22 protein-coding genes are annotated in these 24429 nt (G+C 70.4%); 14 read left to right on the forward strand and 8 right to left on the reverse strand.

Annotated elements, in window-relative coordinates; genetic code table 11:
* Positions 1-98: 98 nt before the first annotated feature.
* Both AB0B91_RS02100 and AB0B91_RS02105 read right to left on the reverse strand, forming a co-directional pair.
* On the reverse strand, positions 99-1307 hold the full coding sequence (locus AB0B91_RS02100) for a YbfB/YjiJ family MFS transporter (protein ID WP_358313844.1): 1209 nt from the start codon (positions 1305-1307) through the stop codon (positions 99-101).
* 91 nt (positions 1308-1398) lie between these two features.
* Complete coding sequence (locus AB0B91_RS02105; protein WP_358313847.1) at positions 1399-2565, reverse strand: LLM class flavin-dependent oxidoreductase; 1167 nt, start codon at positions 2563-2565, stop codon at positions 1399-1401.
* Between the two features lie 105 nt (positions 2566-2670).
* On the opposite strand from AB0B91_RS02105, the gene AB0B91_RS02110 reads away from it, so the two are divergent.
* Positions 2671-3420, forward strand: a complete 750-nt coding sequence (locus tag AB0B91_RS02110; RefSeq protein WP_358313850.1) for an SDR family oxidoreductase — start codon at positions 2671-2673, stop codon at positions 3418-3420.
* A 349-nt stretch (positions 3421-3769) separates the two neighbouring features.
* Here AB0B91_RS02110 and ugpC read toward each other — a convergent pair whose 3' ends face one another.
* Positions 3770-4987: a sn-glycerol-3-phosphate ABC transporter ATP-binding protein UgpC gene (ugpC, locus tag AB0B91_RS02115; protein ID WP_358313853.1), complete on the reverse strand. Its 1218-nt coding sequence runs from the start codon at positions 4985-4987 to the stop codon at positions 3770-3772.
* Between the two features lie 170 nt (positions 4988-5157).
* Between ugpC and AB0B91_RS02120 the strand changes: the two genes are divergently transcribed.
* Entirely contained in the window at positions 5158-6255 is a 1098-nt protein-coding gene (locus AB0B91_RS02120) for a LacI family DNA-binding transcriptional regulator (protein WP_358313855.1), read from the forward strand.
* Between the two features lie 337 nt (positions 6256-6592).
* Here AB0B91_RS02120 and AB0B91_RS02125 read toward each other — a convergent pair whose 3' ends face one another.
* On the reverse strand, positions 6593-7078 hold the full coding sequence (locus AB0B91_RS02125) for a glutathione peroxidase (protein WP_358313858.1): 486 nt from the start codon (positions 7076-7078) through the stop codon (positions 6593-6595).
* A 188-nt stretch (positions 7079-7266) separates the two neighbouring features.
* Here AB0B91_RS02125 and AB0B91_RS02130 point away from each other — a divergent pair, with 188 nt between their 5' ends.
* Together AB0B91_RS02130 and AB0B91_RS02135 are read left to right on the forward strand one after the other, a co-directional pair.
* Positions 7267-7704 carry a transglycosylase SLT domain-containing protein gene (locus tag AB0B91_RS02130; RefSeq protein WP_358313861.1) on the forward strand — a complete coding sequence of 146 codons (438 nt, stop codon included), beginning with the start codon at positions 7267-7269 and terminating at the stop codon, positions 7702-7704.
* A 336-nt stretch (positions 7705-8040) separates the two neighbouring features.
* Positions 8041-8562 carry a lytic transglycosylase domain-containing protein gene (locus AB0B91_RS02135; protein ID WP_358313864.1) on the forward strand — a complete coding sequence of 174 codons (522 nt, stop codon included), beginning with the start codon at positions 8041-8043 and terminating at the stop codon, positions 8560-8562.
* 20 nt (positions 8563-8582) lie between these two features.
* On the opposite strand, the gene AB0B91_RS02140 is transcribed toward AB0B91_RS02135, so the two are convergent.
* Positions 8583-9227: a TetR/AcrR family transcriptional regulator C-terminal domain-containing protein gene (locus AB0B91_RS02140; RefSeq protein ID WP_214636128.1), complete on the reverse strand. Its 645-nt coding sequence runs from the start codon at positions 9225-9227 to the stop codon at positions 8583-8585.
* An 84-nt stretch (positions 9228-9311) separates the two neighbouring features.
* Between AB0B91_RS02140 and AB0B91_RS02145 the strand changes: the two genes are divergently transcribed.
* From AB0B91_RS02145 to AB0B91_RS02185, 9 genes are all read left to right on the forward strand, one after another.
* Positions 9312-10424 (forward strand): ferritin-like domain-containing protein, encoded by a 1113-nt coding sequence (locus AB0B91_RS02145; RefSeq protein WP_358313867.1) that lies wholly within the window; start codon positions 9312-9314, stop codon positions 10422-10424.
* Positions 10425-10512: 88 nt separating this feature from the next.
* Positions 10513-11751 (forward strand): NAD(P)/FAD-dependent oxidoreductase, encoded by a 1239-nt coding sequence (locus tag AB0B91_RS02150; protein ID WP_358313870.1) that lies wholly within the window; start codon positions 10513-10515, stop codon positions 11749-11751.
* A gap of 253 nt (positions 11752-12004) precedes the next feature.
* Positions 12005-13156, forward strand: coding sequence for a DegT/DnrJ/EryC1/StrS family aminotransferase (locus AB0B91_RS02155; RefSeq protein ID WP_358313873.1), 1152 nt, complete (start codon positions 12005-12007; stop codon positions 13154-13156).
* Positions 13157-13314: 158 nt separating this feature from the next.
* Positions 13315-14151, forward strand: a complete 837-nt coding sequence (locus AB0B91_RS02160; protein ID WP_358313876.1) for an STAS domain-containing protein — start codon at positions 13315-13317, stop codon at positions 14149-14151.
* The gene (locus AB0B91_RS02165) at positions 14151-14516 is read left to right on the forward strand and encodes an STAS domain-containing protein (RefSeq protein ID WP_358313879.1); all 366 of its coding nucleotides are present in this window, start codon (positions 14151-14153) and stop codon (positions 14514-14516) included. Before AB0B91_RS02160 ends, AB0B91_RS02165 begins: the two co-directional genes overlap by 1 nt.
* Entirely contained in the window at positions 14513-14914 is a 402-nt protein-coding gene (locus AB0B91_RS02170) for an anti-sigma regulatory factor (RefSeq protein ID WP_358313882.1), read from the forward strand. The genes AB0B91_RS02165 and AB0B91_RS02170 overlap by 4 nt, the downstream gene beginning before the upstream one ends.
* 1 nt (position 14915) lies before the next feature.
* Positions 14916-15941: an ATP-binding protein gene (locus AB0B91_RS02175; protein ID WP_358313885.1), complete on the forward strand. Its 1026-nt coding sequence runs from the start codon at positions 14916-14918 to the stop codon at positions 15939-15941.
* Positions 15928-17592 (forward strand): ATP-binding protein, encoded by a 1665-nt coding sequence (locus AB0B91_RS02180; RefSeq protein ID WP_358313888.1) that lies wholly within the window; start codon positions 15928-15930, stop codon positions 17590-17592. Before AB0B91_RS02175 ends, AB0B91_RS02180 begins: the two co-directional genes overlap by 14 nt.
* Positions 17585-19189 carry a fused response regulator/phosphatase gene (locus tag AB0B91_RS02185; protein ID WP_358313891.1) on the forward strand — a complete coding sequence of 535 codons (1605 nt, stop codon included), beginning with the start codon at positions 17585-17587 and terminating at the stop codon, positions 19187-19189. Before AB0B91_RS02180 ends, AB0B91_RS02185 begins: the two co-directional genes overlap by 8 nt.
* Before the next feature lie 7 nt (positions 19190-19196).
* Here AB0B91_RS02185 and AB0B91_RS02190 read toward each other — a convergent pair whose 3' ends face one another.
* Positions 19197-20102, reverse strand: a complete 906-nt coding sequence (locus AB0B91_RS02190) for a TetR/AcrR family transcriptional regulator C-terminal domain-containing protein (protein ID WP_358313894.1) — start codon at positions 20100-20102, stop codon at positions 19197-19199.
* A gap of 64 nt (positions 20103-20166) precedes the next feature.
* Between AB0B91_RS02190 and AB0B91_RS02195 the strand changes: the two genes are divergently transcribed.
* The gene (locus tag AB0B91_RS02195) at positions 20167-21921 is read left to right on the forward strand and encodes a right-handed parallel beta-helix repeat-containing protein (RefSeq protein WP_358313897.1); all 1755 of its coding nucleotides are present in this window, start codon (positions 20167-20169) and stop codon (positions 21919-21921) included.
* 70 nt (positions 21922-21991) lie between these two features.
* On the opposite strand, the gene AB0B91_RS02200 is transcribed toward AB0B91_RS02195, so the two are convergent.
* A complete protein-coding gene (locus tag AB0B91_RS02200) occupies positions 21992-22834 on the reverse strand; it encodes a DUF1206 domain-containing protein (protein ID WP_358313900.1) in 843 nt (280 codons plus the stop codon).
* A gap of 77 nt (positions 22835-22911) precedes the next feature.
* The gene (locus tag AB0B91_RS02205) at positions 22912-24369 is read right to left on the reverse strand and encodes an aldehyde dehydrogenase family protein (RefSeq protein WP_358313903.1); all 1458 of its coding nucleotides are present in this window, start codon (positions 24367-24369) and stop codon (positions 22912-22914) included.
* Between the last annotated feature and the right edge of the window lie 60 nt (positions 24370-24429).

A 24429-nucleotide genomic window follows, 5' to 3' on the forward strand; every position in this document is an offset into this window, starting at 1 on the left:
AGCCGCAAGCGCGAGCCATAACCCGCGTAAGTTGATCAATCGCCGCACGTCCGGCAGGGTACCCCAACTGGGCTACACGGAGATCGAATACCGCTCGCTCAGGGACGAGAGGGCGTGTCCAGCGGGGTGGGAAAGGGAGCCCGCACCTGCGGGTACCGGATCCACACACCGATGGCCGCGAGTACGGCGGCCAGGACCACGACGCCGCCGAGCAGCAGGGCCTGGCGGTAGCCGTGCTGGAGCAGCGGGGCGGCCAGCATGGGGCCGAGGATCTGGCCGGCGCTGTATCCGGCGGTGAGCAGGGAGACGGAGCGCGGTCCCTGGAGGTGGGTGCCGATGGCCAGCGCGAGCGTGCTCACTCCCATGAACGTGCCGCCGAACAGCACCGCCGAGATCAGCGCCGGTGCGACGCCGCCGAGAAGGGCGGGCAGCGCGACCCCGACGACCTGAATGGCCAGCGCCGCGAACAGCAGGGACGGCCGCGACCAGCGGTGCGCCAGCCAGGCCCACAGCGCGCTGGACGGCAGGGCAGCGAGGCCGACCAGGATCCAGGCGCCGCTGCCGACCGGGCCGGGGACACCCTGTTCGATCGCCGCGACCAGGAAGGTGCCGGCGATGATGTACCCGATGCCTTCGAAGGTGTAGCTGCCGAACAGCGGCCAGAACCACCGGCGCGTCCTGGGCCGGTCGGCTGAGACCGCCTGGTCGGTGGGCGCCGGCTGCGGTACGGGAGCCAGCCCCCACGCGGCGGCGGCCAGGACGGTGGCGAGGGCCGCGCAGCTCCACCACGCGGCTTGCCACGTGGTCGCGGTCCGCAGGAGGAGCACCAGGAGGCCGGACAGGGCGATACCGGCGCCGACTCCGCCGAAGGCCCACCCGGTCAGGTGCTGCACCTGCCCGCGCAGCCGGGTCAGCGCCGAGCTGACGGCGATCACGAAGATCAGGGCGCTGGCCACGCCGGCGATCAGGCGCAGCCCGAACCAGACCGCGCCGTCATGGCTCACCGGCATCAAGGCCAACGTCGCGATCAGGATGACCAGCGAGCCGCGCAGAACGACGACCGACCGCACCAGAGCGGGAACGAAGGTGCCCGCGAGCGCCCCCGTGAGGTAGCCGATGTAGTTGGCCGTGGCCAGCGACGCGCCGAGCTCGGCGGACAGCCCGGCCTGGGCGTGCATCAGCGGCAGGATGGGAGTGTAGACGAACCGCCCGACGCCTATCCCGGCGGCCAGTGCCGCCGCCGACTGCCCCACGATCAGCCACGGCGACCGCCCATGGACCGAGGTGGAACGGGTGGTCGTACTCAACGTCCTTCTCCGATCGCCGGCTGCCGCCCCAGGCTAACCACCCCCGGGCAGGTCGGATCACCCCGGGTCCGCCGACGACCTTCCGATGCGATCAGTCCTTGATGTTCGCCTCGGACTGGTACTTGTCCATCATGTGGGTGACCGCCGCCAGCTGCGCCTCGGCGTGGCCCTCGCGGACCGCGCTCGCCCGGTCCCGCGCGTCCAGGGTCGGCTGCGCCTGGCCCTGGAACTCGGGCATCACGTGCTGGGCGATGAGCTCGTAGGACCGGTTGGTGGCCGCGGGGTTGGCCCAGTCGTGCGCCATCAGCAGCATCGCCCCGAAGCCGCCGGACTGGTCGATCAGCCGCCGCACCTGGGCCTTCGCGTCCTCGACGGTGCCGATCACGCCGATGCCGGACTCCCGGACGAAGTCGATCATCTCCTTGAGGTCACCACCCGACACGGCCATCTGCGGGAATGCCGCCACTTTCTGGAAGTACCGGAACCATGCCTCGATGCCGTACTCCACGTCCTTGACGGCCTGCTCGCGGGTCTCGGCCACGTGCATGACGCCGACCAGCCGCCAGGCGTCGCGGTCGACGGTGGTCCCGTACGTCGCGGCGCGCTCCTCCATGACGTTCCAGTGGTGCGCCAGCGCGTCGAACCCGTCGGCGGTGAGCGTGGCGCCGATCGACAGCAGGCCGAGGCCGTGACGTCCGGCCAGGCGCGGACCGGTCGGCGAGGCCACCGCGGCGACGGCCACCTCGAACATCGGGTCGGTGTACGGCCGCAGCTGCAACCGCGCGTCGATCAGCGTGTGCGTACGAGTCTGCGCCGTGACGCTCTCGCCGCGCAGCAGCCGCAGCACGATGTCCAGGTTGTCGTCGAGCAACTCGCGGGTGTCAGTGGGATTGAGCCCGATCATCGCCGAGTCGGTGGGCAGCGAGCCGGGACCCACGCCGAGCATGATCCGCCCGCGCGTCAGGTGGTCCAGCAGCACCATGCGATCGGCGACCCAGAGCGGGTTGTGGTACGACAGCGAGGTCACGCCGGTTCCGAGCCGGATGTGACGGGTGCGCTGCGCCGCGGCCGCGATGAAGATCTCCGGCGCCGCGATGATCTCGGAACCGGCGGAATGATGCTCGCCGATCCATGCCTCGTCGAACCCCAGCCGGTCGAGGTGCTCCATGAACGCCAGATCGCGCTCGATGGCCAGGGTGGGATTCTGCCCCGCGGTGTGGAAGGGGGCCATGAAGACGCCGAAGCGAAGCCTGCTCACCGCTGCTCCTCGTGATCTCGACTATGGCTTCAGTTCACTCGAGAATGTCCCCCGCGGCAATATGGCCCGCCAGGCGGCGGGCAGGAGAGAGGCTAAGGTTCTGGCATGCCTACCGCATTGATCACGGGCGCGACCGCCGGCATCGGCGCCGCCTTCGCCCGCCGGCTGGCCGCCGACGGGTTCAGCCTGGTTCTGGTGGCTCGCGACGAGGCCCGGCTGAGGGAGGTCGCGGGTCAGCTCAAGCTCAGGTACGGCGTGAACGTCGAGCCGCTGCCCGCCGATCTGGCCACGGACGACGGCCTGACCCGGGTCGAAGGGCGGCTGCGCGACGGGGTCGACCTCCTGGTCAACAACGCCGGGTTCGGCCACCCAGGGAATTTCCTCGAGGTGCCGGTCGAGGACGAGACGCGCATGCTCAAGCTCCACTGCGAAGCCGTGCTCCGGCTGACCCTGGCCGCGCTGCCCGGCATGCGGGAGCGCGATCGGGGCGCGGTGATCAACGTGGCCTCCGTCGCGGCCTTCTTCACGCGAGGCACCTACAGCGCCTCCAAGGCGTGGGTGGTCAACTTCAGCGAATCGACCGCGTCCGAAGTGGCCGGTCCGCGGATCAAGGTGATGGCCTTGTGCCCCGGCTTCGTGCGAACCGAATTCCACGACCGGGCGTCGATGGACACCTCGCAGATCCCCGGCTTCCTCTGGCTCAAGGCCGACAACGTGGTCAACGCGGCCATGCGCGACCTGGCCCTGGGCAAGTGGGTGTCGATCCCCGACGTGCGCTACAAGACGATCGTGGCGATCGGCAGACTCATCCCCCGCAGGCTCATCGGCAACAGGGGAGCGAAAATCGGCCGCTAGGCGACGCGGGCCGACGGCTTGAACGCGGGCCGTAACGGCGGGACGGTGCACCCGGTTCAGCGGCCGTCTCCCTGGACAGAGGCCAGCCAGGAACGGCGTTTGGCGCCCACCGGGCTTGCCGTACAGAAAAGCAAAAAGCGTCTCGCCGAATGGCGGGACGGCGGGTCGGAAAGAACGGCGCCGAGCGAAGAACGTGGCGTAGACGAACAAGAGGAAGAGATCGGGCCCCCACCGCGGGAGGGGGTCGCGGTGGGGGCCCAGTCGGTCGAGAGCACGCTCACGACCGAGATCGGATGCGGGAGGCACCCGGTCGGTCGCGAGCGGGCTCACGACCGAGATTCGGTGGAGATCACTTGCCGACGTTCGCCTCGTGGCCGATGGCCAGGCCCGAGGTGGGGTCGAAGAAGTGCAGGTTGTGCGTGTCCAGCACCAGGTCGAGGCTCGAACCCGGACGCGCGTGGCTGCGGGCGTTCACGCGCGCGGTCCACAGCGACTTGTCGCCCAGCAGCGGCAGCGCCGCCTCCTCGTCGTCGCCCGTGTCGGCGGCGGCGACGGTGTCCTTGTGCTCGACCGGCGGGGCGTCGATCAGGAACAGGACGTTGATCTCGGAGCCGAGCTCCTCGGTGACCTCCGCCTTGACGGCCAGCGTGGCCCAGCCGTTGGCGTTCTGGCCGGCCGAAGCGGCGTCCTCGAAGTCGGACGGGCGGATGCCGAGGATGACCTGCTTGCCGATGTACTGGTCGAGGCCCGGCTTGTCGGTGAAGGTGGACTCCGGGATGTCCAGCTTGAGGTCGGCGAACGTGACGGCGGCGCCACCGTCGCGGACCAGCTCGGCGGTGACGAAGTTCATGGCGGGCGAGCCCATGAAGCCGGCGACGAACAGGTTGACCGGCTTGTCGAACAGGTTCTGCGGCGTGTCGACCTGCTGCAGGATGCCGTCGCGCAGGACGCAGACGCGGTCGCCCAGCGTCATGGCCTCGACCTGGTCGTGGGTGACGTAGACGGTGGTGACGCCGAGGCGCTCGTGCATCTGGTTGAGCGAGGCGCGCATGGAGACACGGAGCTTGGCGTCGAGGTTCGACAGCGGCTCGTCCATGAGGAACGCCTGCGGCTCGCGGACGATGGCGCGGCCCATCGCGACACGCTGGCGCTGACCACCGGACAGGGCGGCCGGCTTGCGCTTGAGGTACGTCTCCAGGCCGAGCATCTTGGCGGCGTCGTTGACGCGCTTCTGAATCTCCGGCTTGGGCATCTTGCGAAGCTTGAGGCCGAAGGCGAGGTTCTCCTCGACCGTCATGTGGGGGTACAGGGCGTAGTTCTGGAAGACCATGGCGATGTCGCGGTCCTTCGGCGGCAGGTGGTTGACCACCTTCTCGCCGATCGCGATCTCGCCGCCGCTGATGTCCTCCAGGCCTGCGATCATCCGGAGCGCGGTCGACTTACCGCAACCGGAGGGGCCGACCAGCACCATGAACTCGCCGTCCTTGATCTCAAGGTTGAGCCCGTTCACAGCCTTCACGCCACCGGCGTAGATCTTGTCGACATTGGTCAGAACGATGGATGCCATGCCATTCCTTCGCGCTCCCGAGCAGTGACCCGGATGTTGTGCGGGGGGTACCCACTCGCATGGATACGTTTTCAAGCATCTCACCCGAAACGGACAAGGGTGTCAAGAGAGCAGCCGATGTTGGTGGCCCGGGCTTCCAGCGCGACGGAAACCATGATGGAATCGTTTCCATGGAATCGAGGCGGGCGACCATCAAGGACGTGGCCGAGGCGGCCGGTGTGGGCGTCGCGACCGTGTCCCGGGTCCTGTCCGGCGGCTCGGCCAGTCCGGAAACGCGGGAGCGGGTGCTGGCCGTCGCCGCCCACCTCGACTACCGCCCGAGCGCGCTCGGCCGCAACCTCCGCCAGCGCCGCACCGGCGGCATGGGGCTGTTCGTGCCCGACCTCACCGACACGTTCTACGGCCAGCTGGCCGAGGGGGTGCTGGCCTGCGCGCGCTCGGCCGGCGAGCCGGTGGTGCTCGGCTCGACGGGCGACGATCCCGAGCAGGAGGCCGAGCTGGTCGGCATGCTGCTGGAGCAGGGCGTGGACCGGGTGATCGCGGTCCCGGCGGGCGGCGCCGAGACGTGGAGCCCGGCGATCAAGGCGGGCATGACGGTGGTCTTCGCCGACCGGCTGCCGTCCGACCCGTCCACCGACGCACGGCTCGATCGGCCCGGCTCGCCGTCCGACGAGGGTTCCGGGGCGGCCACCGTCTCCGACCTCATGCTGCTCGACGGCCTGCCGCCCGTGTCGCGTGCCCTGCCGCTGGACGTTCCCGCCGTGCTGGCGGATGACAGGGCCGGCATCCGTACGGCGGTGCGCTACCTGAGGGGGCTCGGCCACCGGCGGATCGCCTTCCTCGGCGGCCCCGGGCACGGCAGGCGGGTGACGGCCTTCCGCGAGGCCGTGGGCGCGCCCGTGGACGAGGAACTGGTGGTGTTCGCCACGGGCAGTCGCGACTCGGCCTACGCCGCCGCCTCCGTGCTGTTCCAGAGCCGTCCTGACCTGACGGCGGTGGTGACCGGAGGCAACGTGCTGGGCGAGGCGGCCGTGCTCGCGGCCAGAGAGCTGGATCTGCGGGTGCCGCGCGACGTGTCGCTGGTGATGTATGACGACGTGCCGTGGGCCGAGCTGTGCTCCCCGCCGCTGACCGTGATCGCCCAGCCGGGCCGCGACATGGGCTACCGCGCGGCGGAGCTGGTGCTGCGGGCGGGGAGCAGGCGGCCCCGCAGCGTGCTGCTGCCGACGGAGCTCATCGTCCGCGGAAGCTGCGGCCCGCGCCACTAACCGCGCTCTCCAAACGCACCGCCCCGCCATCAGCACCGCGACCGATCGCCACTCCCGCCCCTCAGAGAGACCCGACCGATCGCCGCTCCGGCTTCCCGGAAGGACCCGAGCAATCGCCACTCCCGTTCCCGGAAGGACCCGAGCGGTCGCCGCTCCCTCTCCCCAGAAGGACCCCAGCGCTCCCGCACCGGAAGGACCCGAGCGTTCCCGCGCCCGCACCCGGAAGAGGCCGAGCGATCGTCGCTCCCTCTCCCCAGAAGGACCCCAGCCGAAGTACGGCGGGGAGTGCGGAAACCTGGGCCAGTCGTGATGACGTGCGGAAGACCGACCTAGCCCGCTAGACGAGCTTCTCGATCGCGGCGATGACGGCCGGGTCGTCCGGCGTGGTGCCGGGGCGGAAGCGGGCCACGACGGCGCCGTCGCGGTCGACGAGGAACTTCTCGAAGTTCCACTGGATGTCGCCGCTCGCCCCGTCGGCGTCGGGCGTCTCGACGAGCTCGCCGTAGAGGGGGTGCCGGCCGGGGCCGTTCACCTCGGCCTTCTCCAGCAGCGGGAAGTCGACCCCGTACGTGGTGGCGCAGAACTCCTGGATCTCCTCGGCCGAGCCGGGCTCCTGGCCCATGAACTGGTTGCACGGCATGCCGACCACGCTGAATCCGCGCTCGCCGTACTGCCGCTGCAGCTCGACGAGACCGGTGTACTGCGGGGTGAGGCCGCACTTGGAGGCCACGTTCACGATGAGCAGGGCCTTGTCGCCGACGAGTTCGGCGAGCGTGGTCGGGGCGTCCGCGAGGGTACGGACCGGGATGTCACGAAGACTCATGATCCGACCCTACAGAACCCCTCCGCCCGCAGTTTGTGATGCAGTCCACATTTTCCGGACATTTCCCCTGAACAACCATAAAGCGTGATCTTTACTAACGATCTACCTTTTCATGGTCAATTCGTGGTAAATCGGGCGGATAGGGCAGGGTGGCGCGGTCCCCCGAACCCATCGAAAGGGAAATCCGCATGCCCATGCTCCGCCGTACCAGCGTCTTGATCCTGTCGGCCACGCTCGTGGCGACAGGCGGCGCGACGGCCGCACAGGCGCAGAGCTCCCAGGCCCTCAAGAGCGCCGTCGCCAAGACCGCCGTCGCCAAGACCGCCGTCGCCAAGAACAAGGCGATCGCGAAGCCCATGGTCAGCAAGCGTGGCTGGAACAGGGCCCAGTTCCGCTGCCTGGAGCGGCTCTGGTCGAGGGAGAGCGGCTGGAACCACCGGGCCGGCAACGGCTCGGGCGCCTACGGCATCCCACAGGCGCTGCCCGGCCACAAGATGTCCACCAAGGGCCACGACTGGCGCACCAACCCGCGCACGCAGATCGCCTGGGGCCTCGGCTACATCAAGCAGCGGTACGGCTCCCCGTGCCGCGCGTGGGCGCATTTCCGCTCCCACCACTGGTACTGATCCAAACCCCGGATCCGCCCCCGTTTTCGCGAAAGGCACGGTCAACGCGCGAACGGGCCACGCCATGGCGGTCCAGCGAGAACGCTAAATATCCCCAGGCATCGCGCCAACGTCTCCCCAAAGCCAATCACTGAGCGTGATTGATGGTGACTGTCGGTAATAAAAACCGGCTAGAGGAAACGTCGTGGAGCCCTCCGGGCCGCCCAGCACTATCGGGCGCAACCGAAGCCCGGAGGGCCGCGCGGACCCTCCGCGTCCGAGCCACGGACGCGGACCGGCAGGGCGCCGGGGAAGCGAGAGCGCCCGTCCGCACGCGACCCGACAGCTAGGATCGACATGGACAGCAACCGCGCCCTGCGCTACACGTTCATCACATTGACCGTGCTCACGGCCGTCACCGGACCTTCGACGCTCGCCGGAGCCGCATCAGAACCGCGAATATTCGAACTGCGGACCGCCAAACCGCGGATATACGAGGGCTCGTGGCACGCCCCCGTGATCAAGACCCGGACCTGGACCACCGCCGCCAAGCCGAAGATCAAGGCCGCGACGCGCAAGACCAGCAGCAAGGGCTTCGCTCTCCACCAAGTCGTCCAGCGGGCCTGGTCCTACCAGGAGTTCCAGTGCCTGGACAATCTCTGGACCAGAGAGAGCAACTGGAACCATCGCGCGTACAACAGCTCTTCAGGCGCCTACGGCATCCCACAGGCCCTCCCGGGAGGGAAGATGCGAGGGGCAGGCCCGGACTGGAAGTCCAACCCCGAGACACAGATCCGCTGGGGCCTGGCCTACATCAAGGGGAGATACGGCCGGCCGTGTGGCGCCTGGGGCCACTTCAGATCACACAACTGGTACTAGCGAGGCGAGGGCATCCGGGATCACCGGGTGCCCTCCCTCTTCGGCAGCACGGCGATCGCCTGGATCAGCAGCTCGACGCCGAAGTCGAACTCGGCGTCGTGGTCGCAGCTGGCCAGCAGCGGCGCCAGCCCGCTCACCTCGGGGAACAGCGCCGGATCGACGTCGTCCGGGTTGACCATGTGCCGGTGCAGCGGGGCGAACGTGGGTGTCACCCCGACCTCGCGCAGCAGCGAGCCCACGATGTAGGCGATGAACATCCGCAGCACCCGCACCGCGTCGACCCCGTCGAACCCGGCGCTGCGCAGCGTGGCCAGGGCCCGCTCGACCGGCAGCAACCCGGCGTTCGAATGGAGCTGGCGGCTGACGACGAGCATCGTGGAGCGCGGGTGGCCGTGCGCGATCTGGCGGAAGGCGCGAGCCTGCATCCGCACCCGGTCGGTCCAGTGGGCGTCGGGATCGTCGGTGAACTCGATCTGGCTGAGCACCGCCTCGGCGACGCCGTTCAGCAGGGCGTCCTTGTTCGGCACGTGGTTGTAGAGCGACATCACCCCGACGCCGAGCTCGGCCGCGATGCGCCGCATGGACACCGCGTCGGCCCCCTCGCGCTCGATGAGATCGATCGCCGCGGCGACGATGCGGGTCCGCGAAAGAGGCTCGGTGGGCATAGCTCATTCTATTGACGGACGTACGCCGTACGTGCAAGCCTCGATGAGGACGTACGGTGTACGTAACCCCCCTGCGGAGGACTCATGTCGACTCACCGCCTCTACACCATCCCCGCCGAGCTCTCCACCTGGGACGTGGAGATGGCCGGAGCCAGCAGGTTCACGTGGGAGTACGACGACGGCAGGGATCGCATGCTCGCCCTGTACCAAAAGGGCAAGGACAAGCAGTGGGACTCCACCAAACGCATCGACTGGGACCTGGAGGTCGACCCGTACAACGTCCTGGGCATCCCTGACCAGACGATCGCCATCTACGACACGCCGCTCTGGCACCGGATGGACGAGAAGCAGCGTCAGAACGTCCGCCTGCACGGCGCGGCGTGGCAGTTCTCCCAGTTCCTGCACGGTGAGCAGGGCGCGATGATCTGCTCGGCCAAGATCGTGGAGTCGGTCCCGGACCTCGACTCCAAGTTCTACGCCGCCACCCAGACCATGGACGAGGCCCGGCACGCCGAGACCTATGCCCGTTTCCTCCAGGAGAAGGTGGGCCTGGCCTACCCCATCAACGAGCATCTCAAGGCGCTGCTCGACTCGACGCTCAGCGACTCGCGGTGGGACATGCCGTACCTGGGGATGCAGGTGCTGATCGAGGGCTTAGCACTGGCGGCGTTCGGCGTGATGCGCGACATCACCACCAAGCCGCTGCCCAAGCAGATCCTCGCGTACGTCATGCAGGACGAGGCCCGGCACGTGGCGTTCGGCCGGATGGCGCTGCGCGACTACTACGGCAGCCTGACCGAGGCCGAGCGGCGCGAGCGCGAGGACTTCGTCATCGAGGGCTGCTACCTCATGCGCGACCGGCTCAGGGGCCGGGAGACATGGGAGAACCTGGGCCTGTCCAAGGCGGAGGTCGAAGAGGCCGAGGTGGCCACGGAGCACTCGGAGTACCTGCGGCTGTTCCGATCGCTGCTGTTCAGCCGGATCGTGCCGTGCGTGAAGGACATCGGGCTGTGGAGCCCGCGCCTGCAGCAGGCGTACGCGGACATGGGCGTGCTGGACATGGCGGGCCAGTCGCTCGACGCGCTGATGAAGCAGGACGAGGACATCGCCGACAAGCTCGACGAGGCCCGCTTCGCCGAGGAGGAGTCCGAGCGGCACGCCGAGGTCGCCGAGACCATCGAACTCGGCGCCTCCTGACACCAGCGGCCTGACAGGCGAGTGGTTTAAGAGTTGCCTTTTGTGCCATATGCACCGAGACGGCATTCGCACGAGGGAGCACCTCTTGATGGTCCAGGAACCGCGGTCCGGCGGACCGCCGCACGTCGTCGTCGTGGGCGCGGGCTTCGCCGGGCTGAACGCCACGCGGGAGCTGGCCCGCGGCGGCGCGCGCGTCACGCTCGTCGACCGCCACCCGTACACCACCTTCCAGCCGCTGCTCTACCAGGTGGCGACGGCCGGGCTCGGCCCCGGCGACGTGTCGTACCCGACACGGGCCTACGCGGCCAAGTATCCGACGGCGCGCGCCCGCCGGGCCGCGCTGATCAAGGTGCACCCGGCCGAGCGGCGCGTGGACCTGGACGACGGCACCTCGCTCGACTACGACTACCTCGTGCTCACCACCGGCGTGACCACCAACTGGTACGGCATCGAGGGCGCGCGGGAGCACAGCTATCCCATCTATTCGGTTCACGACGCCATCGTGCTGCGCCGGCGCCTGCAGCAACTCCTGGAGGAGGTCGCGGCGGGCAAGCGTGAGAGCGCGCACGCCGTGGTGGTCGGCGCGGGCGCGACCGGGGTGGAGATGGCGGGCACGATGGCCGAGCTGCGCCGCCGGAACCTCCCGGTGACCTTTCCGGAGATCACCCCCAAACAGACGAGCGTCACCCTGGTCGAGCGGTTCGACTACGTGCTCGCGCCGTACAAGCCCCGGCTGCGCGAGGCGGCCGCGAAGGCGCTGCTCAAACGCGGCGTGCGCCTGCGGCTGGGCAGCACGCTGGCCTCGGTCGAGGCCGACGCGGTCGTGCTGAGCGACGGCACCCGGCTGCCGAGCGACGTGACCGTGTGGGCGCTCGGCGTCGCCGCGCCCGCCGAGGTGTCGAACCTGGGCCTGCCGCAGGGCAAGGGCGGCCGCATCACGGTCACCCCGGCGCTCAACGTCGAGGAGTACCCCGAGATCTTCGTCGCCGGCGACCTGGCGGGGCCGCCCGACCCGCTGCCGCAGCTCGCCCAGCCCGCCATCCAGATGGGCAAGCACGTGGGCAAGCAGATCCTGGCACTCGCGCATGGCCGTCCCGCGGCACCCTTCTCCTACCGCGATCCCGGCATCATGGCCACCGTCGGCCGGGGCCAGGCCGTGCTGCAGCTGGCCAACGGGCTGACCATGCACGGCCTGCCCGCCTGGCTGGCCTGGATCGGGCTGCACGTGACGTACCTGCTGGGCGGGCGTAACCGGGTGAGCGTCCTGGTCGCCTTCTTCACGCGTTACGTGGGGCCGCGGCGCAGCGCGGCCACGGTCGTCGAGTGATGGCGTAGGAGGAGCGACCGGCAAACGCGAGCGGATATCACTTTGTTACGCCCGCTAAGCCCCTTCGAGGCTCGGCTGCTATATACCTCCATTAGCCATCCAAAAGCCACAAAAGGGGAATCCTTGGCGAAAGTCACCGTCGTGCCGCCGAGCGAGCGGACAAACGCGCCCTGTGCTGTAGGAACGTTCCCGTCACCGAGAGCAACCGCGTGCTGAAGCGGTACGACCGATCGCACACCCGGGGCGGCAGCCGATGAGCCCGCTGGAAGACCTCATGCGGCACCGGATCGGCCAGGACTGCCTGCACGTGCCGTCCGCCCGGTTCGGCCTGCTGCTGGCGCTGCGTCACTGGTTCGACCCCGGCGACCGGGTGCTGATCGCGCCGACCACCTCCGAGACCGTGCTGTTCATCGCGCTGGCCGCCGGCCTGGAGCCGGTGATGGCGCCGGTGTCGTGGCGCGACGGCAACATCGACGCGCCACGGGTCAACTGGAGCGGCCTCTCCGGTGTCATCACCACGCATCTGTACGGCCAGCCGGACCAGATGACGGAGCTGATGAAGCAGTGCGAGCGGCGCGGCCTCGTCCTCATCGACAACGCCGCCCACGCCTTCCAGACGATGGTCGGCGGCCGCCCGGCGGGCACGTTCGGCCAGGCCGGCGTGTTCAGCCTGGCCAAGCACGGCCGGGCGATGTCCGGCGGCTTCCTGACCACCCCCAATGCGGGCGCGCTGGCGGCGCTGACCGAGGCGAGGGAGGCGCTGCTGCTGCCCGGTGAGCCGCGCGACCAGGCGGAGGCTGTGCTGCAGCCGATGCTCCGCGAGACGCTCCACCGCACCGGCATGGTCCGGCTGATGTGGCACGCCTCGCGGCGGCTCGGGATCGTCAAGTGGGCCGGGCACCGCCCCCTGCCCCATGAGGACACCCTCCGGGCCGTCATGGGCGATCTGACGGCGATGGACCCGTGGCTGGGGATCGACCATGACGGCTGGCGCATGCGCCCCGGCCCCGCGCTCTGCCGTTACCAGCGCGCGCGCCTGCGGGTGATCGACCGCGAGCGGGAGCGCCGCCTGGCCGGGGTCGAGGCGCTGCGCCGGACCCCATGGGTGGCGGTGGGCGTCCGCGAAGCCCCCATACGTCCGCTTCTGCGGGTCCCCCTGATGGTCGAGAGGCGGGACGAGATCGTCGCCAAGCTGGAGCGGCTGGGCGTGGTGCCCGGTTTCGTCTACGATCCGCCGCTGGACGACTACATGCCGAGGATCCGGCAGGGGCCCACGCCCGAGGTCGCCCACTGGTGGACCAGTCACGTGCTGCCGGTCGACCCGCTCGACGCCCCGCGCATGGTGCGGCTGCTGACCCGGCTGGGCGCCCGCCCGGCCAACGGCGCGAGATTCGCCAGGGCATGAGGCGACATTTCCCAAAAACCAGGACGTAAGCGTTTATAACGTCGGATATTGTCGTTCGACGCATGAAAGCGGGCGATTTCGCCAACCGCCCGCCGATGCGGAACAGTGTCGTTAGCATCCCCGGCAATGCCGGTGAATTCTCTCTTCCAGGAGTGATCTTGACCGTCGATGCCGATGTCGCCAGGCGACGTATCGAAGAGCTGCTCCGTGAGAACGAGGCGCAGATCCTGCACCGGTGGACCCTGATCGCCAAGGCGTCCGGCGAGGAGCTCACGGAGATCTACCGATCGCTGCTCTCCGCCCTTGAGCAGGGCAGCAGCGACCTCGCCGACCTGCGCGGCCTGCTCGCCGAGCTGTCGCGCACCCGCGCCCGCCAGGGCTTCACCCCCGCCGACACCTCCAGGGCCGTCTTCGGGCTGAAGGAGGCGCTGTACGAGGTCGTCGAGGCCGACGGCGCCCCCGACGCGCTGCGCGGCTTCATCTGGTTCTCCCGGCTCATCGACGACCTCGGCCTGTTCACCTTCGAGTCGTACACGACAGCCCGCGAGCGGATCATCCTCGACCAGGCCGAGCAGCTGCTGGAGCTGTCGACGCCGGTCGTCAAGCTGTGGGACGGCATCGTGGCGGTGCCCCTGGTCGGCACGCTCGACTCGGCCAGGACCCAGGTCGTGATGGAGAAGCTGCTCCAGACGCTGGTCGACACCGGCGCCGAGCACGCGGTGATCGACATCACCGGTGTTCCGGCCGTCGACACCCAGGTCGCCCAGCACCTGCTGAAGGCCGTCGTCGCCGCCCGGCTGATGGGCGCCGAGTGTGTCATCTCCGGCATCCGCCCGCAGATCGCGCACACCATCGTCACACTCGGCATCGAGTTCGGCGACATCGTGACCAAGGCCTCTCTGGCCGACGCGCTGGCCTACGCGCTCAGGCGGAGCGGCATCGAAGTGATCGCGCCGAAGGCGACCCGCATCGCGGTGCGGACGGAGCACGTCTGATGGACCGGGTGCCCATCCTCAAACTGGGCGACATCCTGATCATCTCCATCCAGATCGACCTCGATGATCAGAGCGTCCTCGCCCTGCAGGAAGACCTGGCCGACGCCGTGGTCACCACCGGGGCGCGCGGCGTCATCATCGACATCACCGGCGTGGAGATCGTCGACTCCTTCATCGGCAGGATGCTGTCCACCATCGCCGCCATGTCGCGGATGCTCGACGCCCAGACCGTGGTCGTCGGCATGCGGCCCGCCGTGGCGATCACCCTGGTCGAGCTCGGCCTGTCGCTGGGCGGCGTACAGACCGCGCTCAATCTGGAGAAGGGAATCGCGCGCCTCGACCATGTGAGAGGCGCGACCCCGTGACCGCCGGCTGGGAGTTGCCCATCGCCGGCAACGCCGACGTCGTGATGGTCCGCCAGCGGGTGCGGAGCGTCGCGGTCGAGGTGGGGCTGTCTCTCATCGATCAGACCAAGGTGGTGACCGCGGCCAGCGAGCTGGCCCGCAACGCCCTGGTGTACGCGGGCGGCGGCCTGGCCAAGATCGAGCTCGTCCAGAACGGGGCACGCCAGGGCCTTAGAATCGCCTTCAGCGACGAGGGGCCGGGGATTCCGGACATCGAGCAGGCGCTCACCGACGGCTGGACCACCGGCACCGGCCTGGGTCTCGGGCTGAGCGGATCACGGCGGCTGGTCGACGAGTTCGACCTGGTCTCCGCGCCCGGCAAGGGCACGACGGTGACGGTGACGAAATGGGCTCGATGACATGGTGGCGGTGAGATACGCGCACGACGACACCTGGGTACGAGCCGAGAACTCCAGCGCGGTGGGCACCGTCCGCCGGATGGCCGTCGATCTCGCCGAGGCCGCCGGGTTCGACGCCGAGCGTACGGGGCAGACGGCGGTCGCGGTCACCGAGGCCGTCTCCAACCTGGTCAAGCACGCGGTGGAGGGCGTCGTCATGGTCCGTACGCAGCCCACGAACCCGGCCGTCGTGGAGCTGGTCGCCATCGACAGAGGACCGGGCATGCCCGACGTCGCCCGCGCCCTGCGCGACGGCTACTCCACCTCCGGCACCCTCGGCATCGGGATGGGGGCGATGGCCCGCATCTCCTCCTGGTACGACGTCCACTCCCGGCCTGGCAAGGGAACCATCCTGGTCATGCACTTCGCCGCCGCCGACGCGCCCAGCGCGGCGCCGCGCGCCAGCGGCCTGAGCCGCCCCATCGGCGAGGAGACGGTCTCCGGCGACTCTTTCGCGATCGCCGCGACAGGTGACGGCGCCGCGCCCGAGACGACGGTGCTGCTGTGCGACGGCCTGGGCCACGGCGAGCTCGCCGCCCAGGCGTCCAGGACCGCGGTGGAGCTGTTCCTGCGGGCAGCGGACGAGGAGCCGCTGGCGACACTCGAACGCCTGCACCGGGGCCTCGGACATACCCGCGGAGGAGCGGTCGCGGTGGCGCGCGTCAGGGCCACCAGCGTGTCCTACGCCGGGCTGGGCAACATCTCGGGCTGGATCGCGAACGCCGAGGGCCGCCGGGGGATGGTCTCGGTGCCCGGCATCGCCGGGCACCAGGCCAGGCACCTGCGCCAGTACGACTTCGACCTGCCCGAGCACTCCACCGTGGTGCTGCACTCCGACGGGCTGACCGAACGCTGGCACCCCTCCGCCGTGCCCGGCCTGTTCGCCCGCTCCCCCGCGGTCGTCGCCGCCGGACTGCTGCGCGAGGCGGGCAGCCGAAGGGACGACGCCTGCGTGGTGACCGTGAGGTCCGGCGATGACCGCGACTGAGCTGGCCAGAGCCCGGCTCGAACACGACCAGGACGTCTTCACGGTGCGCCGCCTGGGCAGGGCCGCCGCCGAGCTCGCCGGGCTGGAGACGCAGGACCAGGTCAGGGTGGCCACCGCGCTGAGCGAGGTCTGCAGGGAGCTGATCGGCGCCGGAGCGGTCGTCGTCTTCTCGCTGGACGAAGGGAATCTACTGATCACCATGGATCACGCACCGGGAGCCGGCCTCGCCCGGTCCGAGGGACTGGCGCTGGCCGCCCGCCTGGTCGACGCGGTCACCCTCGAGGCCGACCGTGGGCGGGTCACCATCGCCAAGCGGCTGCCTCCCCACTCCCCCCGGCTCCGGATCGACCAGATCCGCGAGCGCCTGGCCGGGATGGCGCCGGTCAGCGCGATCGAAGAGCTGCGCCAGCAGAACAAGGAACTGGCCTCGACCCTGGAGGACGTGCTGCAGCTCAACGCCGAGCTGCAGGAGACCAACACCGGCGTGCTGGCCCTGTACAACCAGCTGTCGGCCGAGCTGGAGGAGACCAACAGGGGCGTGGTCGCCCTCTACGCGGAGCTGGACGAGAAGTCCGGCCAGCTCCGCGAGGCGGGCGAGGCCAGGAGCCGGTTCTGGGCGACGGTCAGCCACGAGCTGCGCACCCCGCTCAACTCCATCATCGGCCTGGTCAGGCTGCTGGTCGGGCCCGGCAGTGAGCCGCTCAGCGAGGAGCAGTCACGTCAGGTGCGCTTCATCGGCGGCTCGGCGGAGACGCTGCTGGAGCTGGTCAGCGAGCTGCTCGACATGGCCAAGGCCGAGTCCGGGCGGCTCGACCCCCAGTCGTCGGTCGTCCACCTGCCCACGCTGGCCAACCACCTGCGCCTGACGATGCAGCCCACCAGCGAGCCCGGCGACGTCACGCTGCACGTCGACCTCGCGCCCGGCGTCGACGACGTCTACACCGACGAGGTGATGCTGGCCCGCATCCTGCGCAACCTGCTGTCCAACGCGCTGAAGTTCACCCCGAAGGGCGAGGTACGGCTGAGCGTCCACGCCGACACGGCCACCGACGAGGTGGTCATCACGGTCAGCGACACCGGCATCGGCATCCCCGAGCACTATCTGAAGAGCGTGTTCGAGGAGTTCTTCCAGGTGCCGAGCGCGCTCCAGGTCAAGACCAAGGGCACCGGGCTCGGCCTGCCGTACGCCCGCCGGCTGGCCGAGGCGCTGGGCGGCACGCTGGAGCTGGAGAGCGACGTCGGGCGGGGCACCTCCGTGACGATGCGGCTGCCGCATCACGACGGCACGCCCGAGGTGCGCCGGGTGCTGATCGCCGACGACGACGAGGCGTTCCGCGCCGCCGCCCGCAGGATGCTGTACGGCTTCGCCGTCGAGACGGAGGAGGCGGGTGACGGGACCGCCGCGCTGGAGATGATGACAGCGAACCCGCCGGATGTGATCCTGCTGGACATGCTGATGCCCCGGCTGGACGGCCACGCGCTGCTGCAGCGCATGGCCGAGGACGAGGCATTGGGGCAGGTGGGTGTGGTGGTGGTGACGATACGGCCCGACACCGCGCCGTCCGGCCATCCGGTGCTGTCCAAGCAGGGGCTCCGCCGCGACCAGCTGCTTCAGGCCGTACGCGACGCGGTGGTGACCGATCGTGGCTGAGCACGAACCAAGGGCGGCGATCGAGCCCGCGGGCGGATCCGCGACCGTGCTGGTGGTCGACGACACCCCGACCAAGCGCTACATCCTGTCGAGCTGGCTGCGCCGGGCGGGCCACACCGTGGTCGAGGCCGCGGGCGGCGAGGAGGCATTGGCCGTGCTCGCCGCGCACCGGCCCGACCTGGTCGTGCTCGACGTACGACTGCCCGATCTCGGCGGCTTCGAGGTGTGCGAGCGGATCAAGGCGAACCCGGCGACGACCTCGATCCCGGTCATCCAGGTGTCGGGCAACGCCATCACCTCGGCCGACCGTACGGAAGGTCTCGAACGCGGCGCCGACGCCTACCTGTCGGAGCCGATCGAACCGGCGGAGTTCGCGGCGACGGTAGAGGCGACACTGCGTTACTACCGCGCGCGGCGGCGGGCGGAGCTGATGGCCGAGCGCATGGCCAAGCTGGCCGACGTCACCTCGAAGATGAACGCGGCCGACTCCTTCGACCGGCTGCTCACGGTAGCCGTCGAGGGCCTGGTCGACATCCTGGGCCGCTTCACGGGCGCGCTGGCGCTGCCACCGGACGGCCGGATGCGCCGCGTCCGCGCCCGGCCCGGCGAGACGGCCAGCAGCCGGTCGGCCATCCCCAAGCTGCTGGACCGGCTCAGCGCCATGTCGCTGGGCGAGGCGGCGGGGGCCCAGGTCTTCACCGTGGCGGCCGCCGAGTGGGTCGAGCTGGTGAACGACGTGCGGATCAGCGCGCCGGTCACGGGGGTGCTGTGCCGCACCAAGAGGGGCCAGCCGCCCGTCTACCTGGGGCTGGAGGCAGACCCGCCGCTGGACGGCGACGAGATGAACGTGCTGAGGCAGCTCGGCCAGGGGCTGGCGCTGGCGGTCGACGCGCTGCGCGTCTACACCGAGGAGCACACGATCTCGCTCACCCTGCAGCGCAGCCTGCTGCCCAAGCGCATCCCCGACGTGCCCGGTCTGACGGTGACGTTCCGCTACCAGCCGGCCGTGGACAACATCGAGGTCGGCGGCGACTTCTACGAGGTGCTGCGGCTGGGCGACCGGGTGCTGGTGGCGATCGGCGACGTGGCCGGCCACTCGCTGCACGCGGCCACCATCATGGCCGAACTCCGGCACGCGCTGCGGGCCTCGCTGATCGACTCGGTCGACCTGAGCGCGTCGATGGACCTGCTCAACAAGGTGCTGCGCCGTTACCACCCGGGCATGACGGCCACCGTCTGCCTGCTGCTCATCGATCCGGAGACCGGCGTGGTCGAGATGGCCAACGCCGGGCACATCCCGCCGATGCTGGCCGGTCCCGGTGCCCATTATCTGGGCCTGGGCAACCTGCTGCTGGGCGTGGCGCACGAGGACTACAAGGTGACCCGGCTGGAGCTGCCCGCGGGCGCCACGATGCTGCTGTTCACCGACGGGCTGGTGGAGGACCGCGGCATCCTGCTCGACGACAGCCTGGAGCAGGCCAGGCAGGTGGCCGAGACGGTCGAGGACGATCTGGAGGAGTTCTGCGACCGGCTGCTCGCCGCGTTCGGCTCGCGGGAGGACGACGTGGCCATCGTGGCGGTACGGCGCGGGATCTGACGCGCCGTCATGAACCTTCTCGACCACGCGTGACCCCGGATCTGCGCTCGCGGTAGGCGCGCTGTTGGCAGGCCCGCGAGCAGTACGCGCGCGGCCGTCCAGAAGCGGCCCGTTCGACCGGGGCGCCACACACCTGACAGCTTTCATCACGCATTTCATCACGCTCTCGCACCAGCACCTCGATGCCGTCCAGCACCCGGCGCAGGCCGAACTCGAACGGGTCCTCCGGCTCGTCGTAGCCCCCCGCCTCCCACAGGTAGGAGAGGGTCGGGTAGCGGTCGAGGCGCGCGTAGAGCGTGTCGCGAGCGCCCCACCACTCCTCCTCGCTCACCCCGCTGAGCCGCTCGGTCCGCGCCACCTCCGCCAGCCGTACGGCCTCGGAGTCGACGAACCGGGCGACGAGCCCGACGACGGCGATCATCTCCGCGGGCGTGAGGCCGGTGCCGGAGACGGCGCTCAGCATGTACTCGTAGTGGGCGACGGCGTTGGGACCCGGCACCCGGCGGGTGCCCCGCACCTCGGCCACCCAGGGGTGCCGTTTACGCAGCTCCCACCCTTCACGCGCGCACGCCTCCAGCCGCGCCCGCCACCCTCCCGCCTCGGCCGCCTCGCCGGCCTGCCCCGGGGCGGTCCCTTCGGGCGGGATCGTGCCCGGGAGGCCGATGACGGCGTCGCGCATGAGGTCGAGCAGGCGGTCGCGGCCGGGCACGTGGCGGTAGAGCGACATCGTGGTGAACCCGAGCCGTTCGGCGACCTTGCGCATCGACAGGCCCTCCAGCCCGTCGGCGTCCGCCAGCTCGATCGCGGCCCGGACGATCCGGCTCAGGCTCAGCCCCGGTCGTGGCTCGCCGTCGCCGTCCTGCCACAGCAGCTCCACCCCGTCGTCGGAATCATCCGTGCCGCCTCTGGTCATTGGCGCCTCCCTTGTTTATGGTATAAAACACTGTGTACATCATAAACAGCAAAGGCGGTGCATCATGACCGAGTTCCATGTCGATCCTTCGGGCAGTGACTCCTGGCCCGGCACTGCGGAGCGCCCGTTCGCCGGCCTGCACCGCGCCCGGGACGCCGCCCGGGACGCGGGCGGAGACGTCGTCATCCGGTTACGGGCCGGGACCCACGTGCTGACCACGCCGTTCGAGCTCACCGAGGCCGACTCCGGCCGTGACGGTCACCGGGTCGTCTACGAGGCCTTCGGCTACGGGACCGCCGAGCAGGAGGAGGTCGTCGTCAGCGGCGGGCGGGAGATCACCGGCTGGCGGGTCGAGGACGGCGTCTGGCTGGCCGACGTGGGCGAGCTGGACACGCGCCAGCTGTACGTCGACGGCCGCCGGTCCGAGCGCGCCGCCATGGACGGCCTGCCCGGCACCGCGACCATGACGGACACCGGCTACGAGACCGACAGCGCGGTCCCCGGGACCTGGCACAGCCCCGGCGACGTCGAGTTCGTCTACCGCGGCGTCTACCCGTGGACCGAGGCCCGCTTCGGCGTCGCCACGGTCACCGGCCATGACGGGCGGACCGCGATCACCATGGCTCAGCCCGGCTTCGAGCGGGCCCTCGACCTCTACAACTACGCCTGGGAAGGCAACGTCTCACGCGGACCCGGCCTGCCGACCCGGATCGAGAACGACGTCACCTTCCTCACCGAGCCCGGCACCTTCGTCCTGGACCGCTCGCGGCCCGGCCACCACGTCCTGCGTTACCTGCCCCTCCCGGGAGAGGCGCCGGACCGTACGCGGGTGGTCGCCCCGGTTCTGGAGACGCTGCTGCGGGCCACCGGCACGAGCGACGTGTCCTTCCGCGGCCTGGTCTTCGCCGACGCCACCTGGCTGCGGCCCGGCCGGGCGGAAGGCTTCCCGCACTACCACGGCAGCGGCTACTACGAGGGCGGCCCCGTCGACAAGGTGTCGCTGGTCGAGGGGCAGGCGTGGGTGACGGTTCCGCGCGAGTCGGCCACGATCCCCGCGTGCGTGGTGGTCGAGGGCGGCGTACGCGTGGAGATCGAGCGCTGCCGCTTCACCCGGATGGGCGCCGCCGGGCTGGGGCTCACCGGCGGCGCGGACGTCAGCGTGCGCGGGTGCGACTTCGACACGCTCTCGGCCACCGCCGTCTCCGTCACCGGGACCGAGAACGCCCTGGTCGAGGACAACTGGATCCACCACACCGGCCTGGAGTTCGCCGGCTCCCCCGGCGTCGCGCTGATGGGCACCAAGGGCTGCACGGTCGCCCACAACCAGGTCGGGGACGTGCCCCATTGCGGCATCGTGGCCGGGCCCGCCCAGGGCACCCGCATCCTGCGCAACCTCACCGCCGGCACGATGCTGGTGCTGGCCGACGGCGGCGGCGTCTACCTGTCGGGCCCGCAGGGCGACTCGTACGAGAACGGCGCGGTGATCCGGGGCAACGTCATCAAGGACACCCGCACGCCGTACAACTTCGGCCTCTACACCGACTACGGCGCCGCGTGGGTGACCGTCGAGGACAACGTGGTCGCGGGCGCCGACAACACGGCCGTCCTGCAGGTGTCGCCGCCGCTGGAGAACGTCGTCTACCGGGGCAACTTCTGGGACGCCGACCCGGTCGGGTCGGGTGAGGTGCCGGAGGGGGTCACGTACGAGGGCAACACCACGCTCCCCGACGAGGAGAAACTGGACGCGGCCACGACCGACATCCGCCGGCACGCCGGCCTGCTCCGCTCCCGCCCGTCAGCGGACGCGACGCCCGCGTGACGAACCTCGTGGACGCGACGCCCGCGTGACCCGTCTCATGGACGCGGCGCCCAGGTAACTCGCCTCGCCATCAGTGGACGCGGCGCCAGCGTGACTCGCCGAAGCAGTATCCCGCGAACAACACCAGCCCCAAGGCGACCGTCACCAGCAGCCAGGGCCCCGCGGGGGTGTCGGCGAAGGCTCTGAGCGTCGCGTCCAGGCCGCCCGCCTTGTCCGGGTCGTACGTGATCGCCGCCTGGACGACGAAGACCCCGGCCAAGCCGGCGATGACCCCACGGGCGACGTACCCGGCGAGCCCGAGCTTGTCCATGACGGAGCGGGCTCGCCGGGACATCTGGCCGAGGTTCAGCTCCTCACGGAAGCCCTTCGTGACGCCCTCACGCACCCAGTGGACGCCGAGCGCGACGAGGCCCAGTCCGATGGCGCCCACGAGGAACGGGCCGCCCGGCAGACCGAGCAGCGCCTCCGTCGCGTCGCGCGACTTCTCGTCGTCGGAGGAGGTCTTCCCGGCCAGCAGCACGCTCAGCAGCGTGCTGCAGATCAGCACGTACACGGCGCCCCGGCCGGCCGAGGCGAGCCGGTCCGCCACTCCGGGACCGCCGAGCAGCGCCTCCGAAAACTGCCAGAGCGTCAGCGCGACGAACCCCGCCACCATCACCCACAACACCACTTCCCCGAACGGCCACCGCGCCACCGTCGAGATCGCTCCCGCCTTGTCCGCCTCCTGGCCCCCTCCTTCGAGCGCGATCTGCACGGCCAGTACCCCGATCAGGGCGTACAGGACACCGCGGCAGGCCAGCCCGACCCTGGTGAGCCGGTTCAGCGCCGGATGCCGGGCCGCCCTCCTGGCGGCGGTCCGCGCCTCCCGCCCCGCCTTCCCCGCCGCGGTCACCGTCTTCTCCGAACTCTTCATCGAGGGCTCCTTCTTCACGCAAGACCCCAACAAATGCCCGGAATCCGGCCGTCTAGGCGGTCACCCCGGTCTGAAAGTCAGAAGGCGAAGGGCCGTGGGGTGTCGCGGGAGGTCACCCACTGCAGCTCGGTGAAGTCCTCGGCGGCGAAGCCCACGCCGAAGCGCCCCCAGCCGCTGTCCTTGACCCCGCCGAACGGCATCTGCGGCTCGTCGTTGACCGGCTGGTCGTTGATGTGCACGATCCCCGCCTCCAGCCGCCGGGCGATCTCCAGTCCCCGGCTCGGCTGCCCGGTCAACACGGCCGCGGTCAGGCCGAAGCGGGACTCGTTCGCCCGCCGTACCGCCTCGTCCGCGTCCTCGACGACGTCGAGGATGACGACGGGACCGAAGGTCTCGTCGAAGGCGAGCTCGGCGCCCGCCGGCACTCCGGTGAGTACGGTGGCCGGGTAGCACGGTGGCTCGGGCGTACCGCCCGCGAGCAGGCCGGCGCCCATCGCGACGGCCTCCTCGACACGGCGGGTGACGAGCGAGAGCGCCCACTTGTTGATCAGCGGGCCGATGACCGTGCGCGGGTCGGCCGGGTCGCCCATCGGCAGCGTGGCCGCCTTGGCGGCGAACCGTTCGGTGAACTCACCGGCGATCGCCCGCTCGACGTAGATGCGGCGGGCGCACATGCACACCTGCCCCTGGTGGACGAAGGCGCCGTAGGCGGCGGCGTTCACCGCGTAGCCGAGGTCGGCGTCGGCCAGCACGATCAGCGGGTTGTGGCCGCTGAGCTGCAGCACGATGCGCTTGAGGTGCCGCCCGGCCGCCTCGGCCAGCCGCCGGCCGGTGACGGTCGAGCCGGTGAAGTTGACGCGGCGGACGTGCGGGTGGCCGATCAGCTCCTCGGCGATGGCGCCGGCGTCGCCGGGCGCGTGGGTGACCACGTTGAGCACCCCGGCAGGCAGTCCGGCCTCGGCGAACACCTCCGCCCACAGCGCGCCACCGGTCAGCGGTGACTCCTCGGAGGGCTTCAGCACCACGGTGTTGCCCAGCGCCATCGGCCCCACGATGGCCCGCGCGGCCAGGACCAGCGACGCGTTCCACGGCGCGATGGCGGCGACCACGCCGACCGGCCCTCTGATGGCGTACGCGCGAGTGCCGGGGACGTCCGACGGCATGATCTGCCCGATCGGGCCGTGGGCCAGCCCGGACGCCTGGCGCAGCAGGGAGGCGCAGAAGCCGATGTGCATCATGGCGACCTGCCGGGTGCAGCCGATCTCGGCCGTCAGGAGCCCGGCGATCTCCTCGGTCCGCCGCTCGACGACGTCGGCGGCGCGGAGCAGGACGCGCTGCCGGTCCGTCGGCGACGTCGCCGACCAGGAGGCGAACGCGGCGTGCGCCGCCTCGACGCCGTGCCGGGCGTCCTCGGCGTCGCCCGCGGCGACCTCGGCCAGGACGGCGCCCGTCCACGGGTTGTGCTTGTCGTATCGCCGCCCGGTGCCTGAGTCGGACCAGCGCCCGTCGATGTAGTGCCGTACCGCCAGGGTCACGGGGCCGAGTCTTCCAGACGGTATCCGACCGGCAGTAACGGGACCTGCGCCCGCCGTGCC

It is taken from the genome of Nonomuraea sp. NPDC049141 (genome assembly GCF_040648415.1).
Lineage (GTDB): Bacteria > Actinomycetota > Actinomycetes > Streptosporangiales > Streptosporangiaceae > Nonomuraea.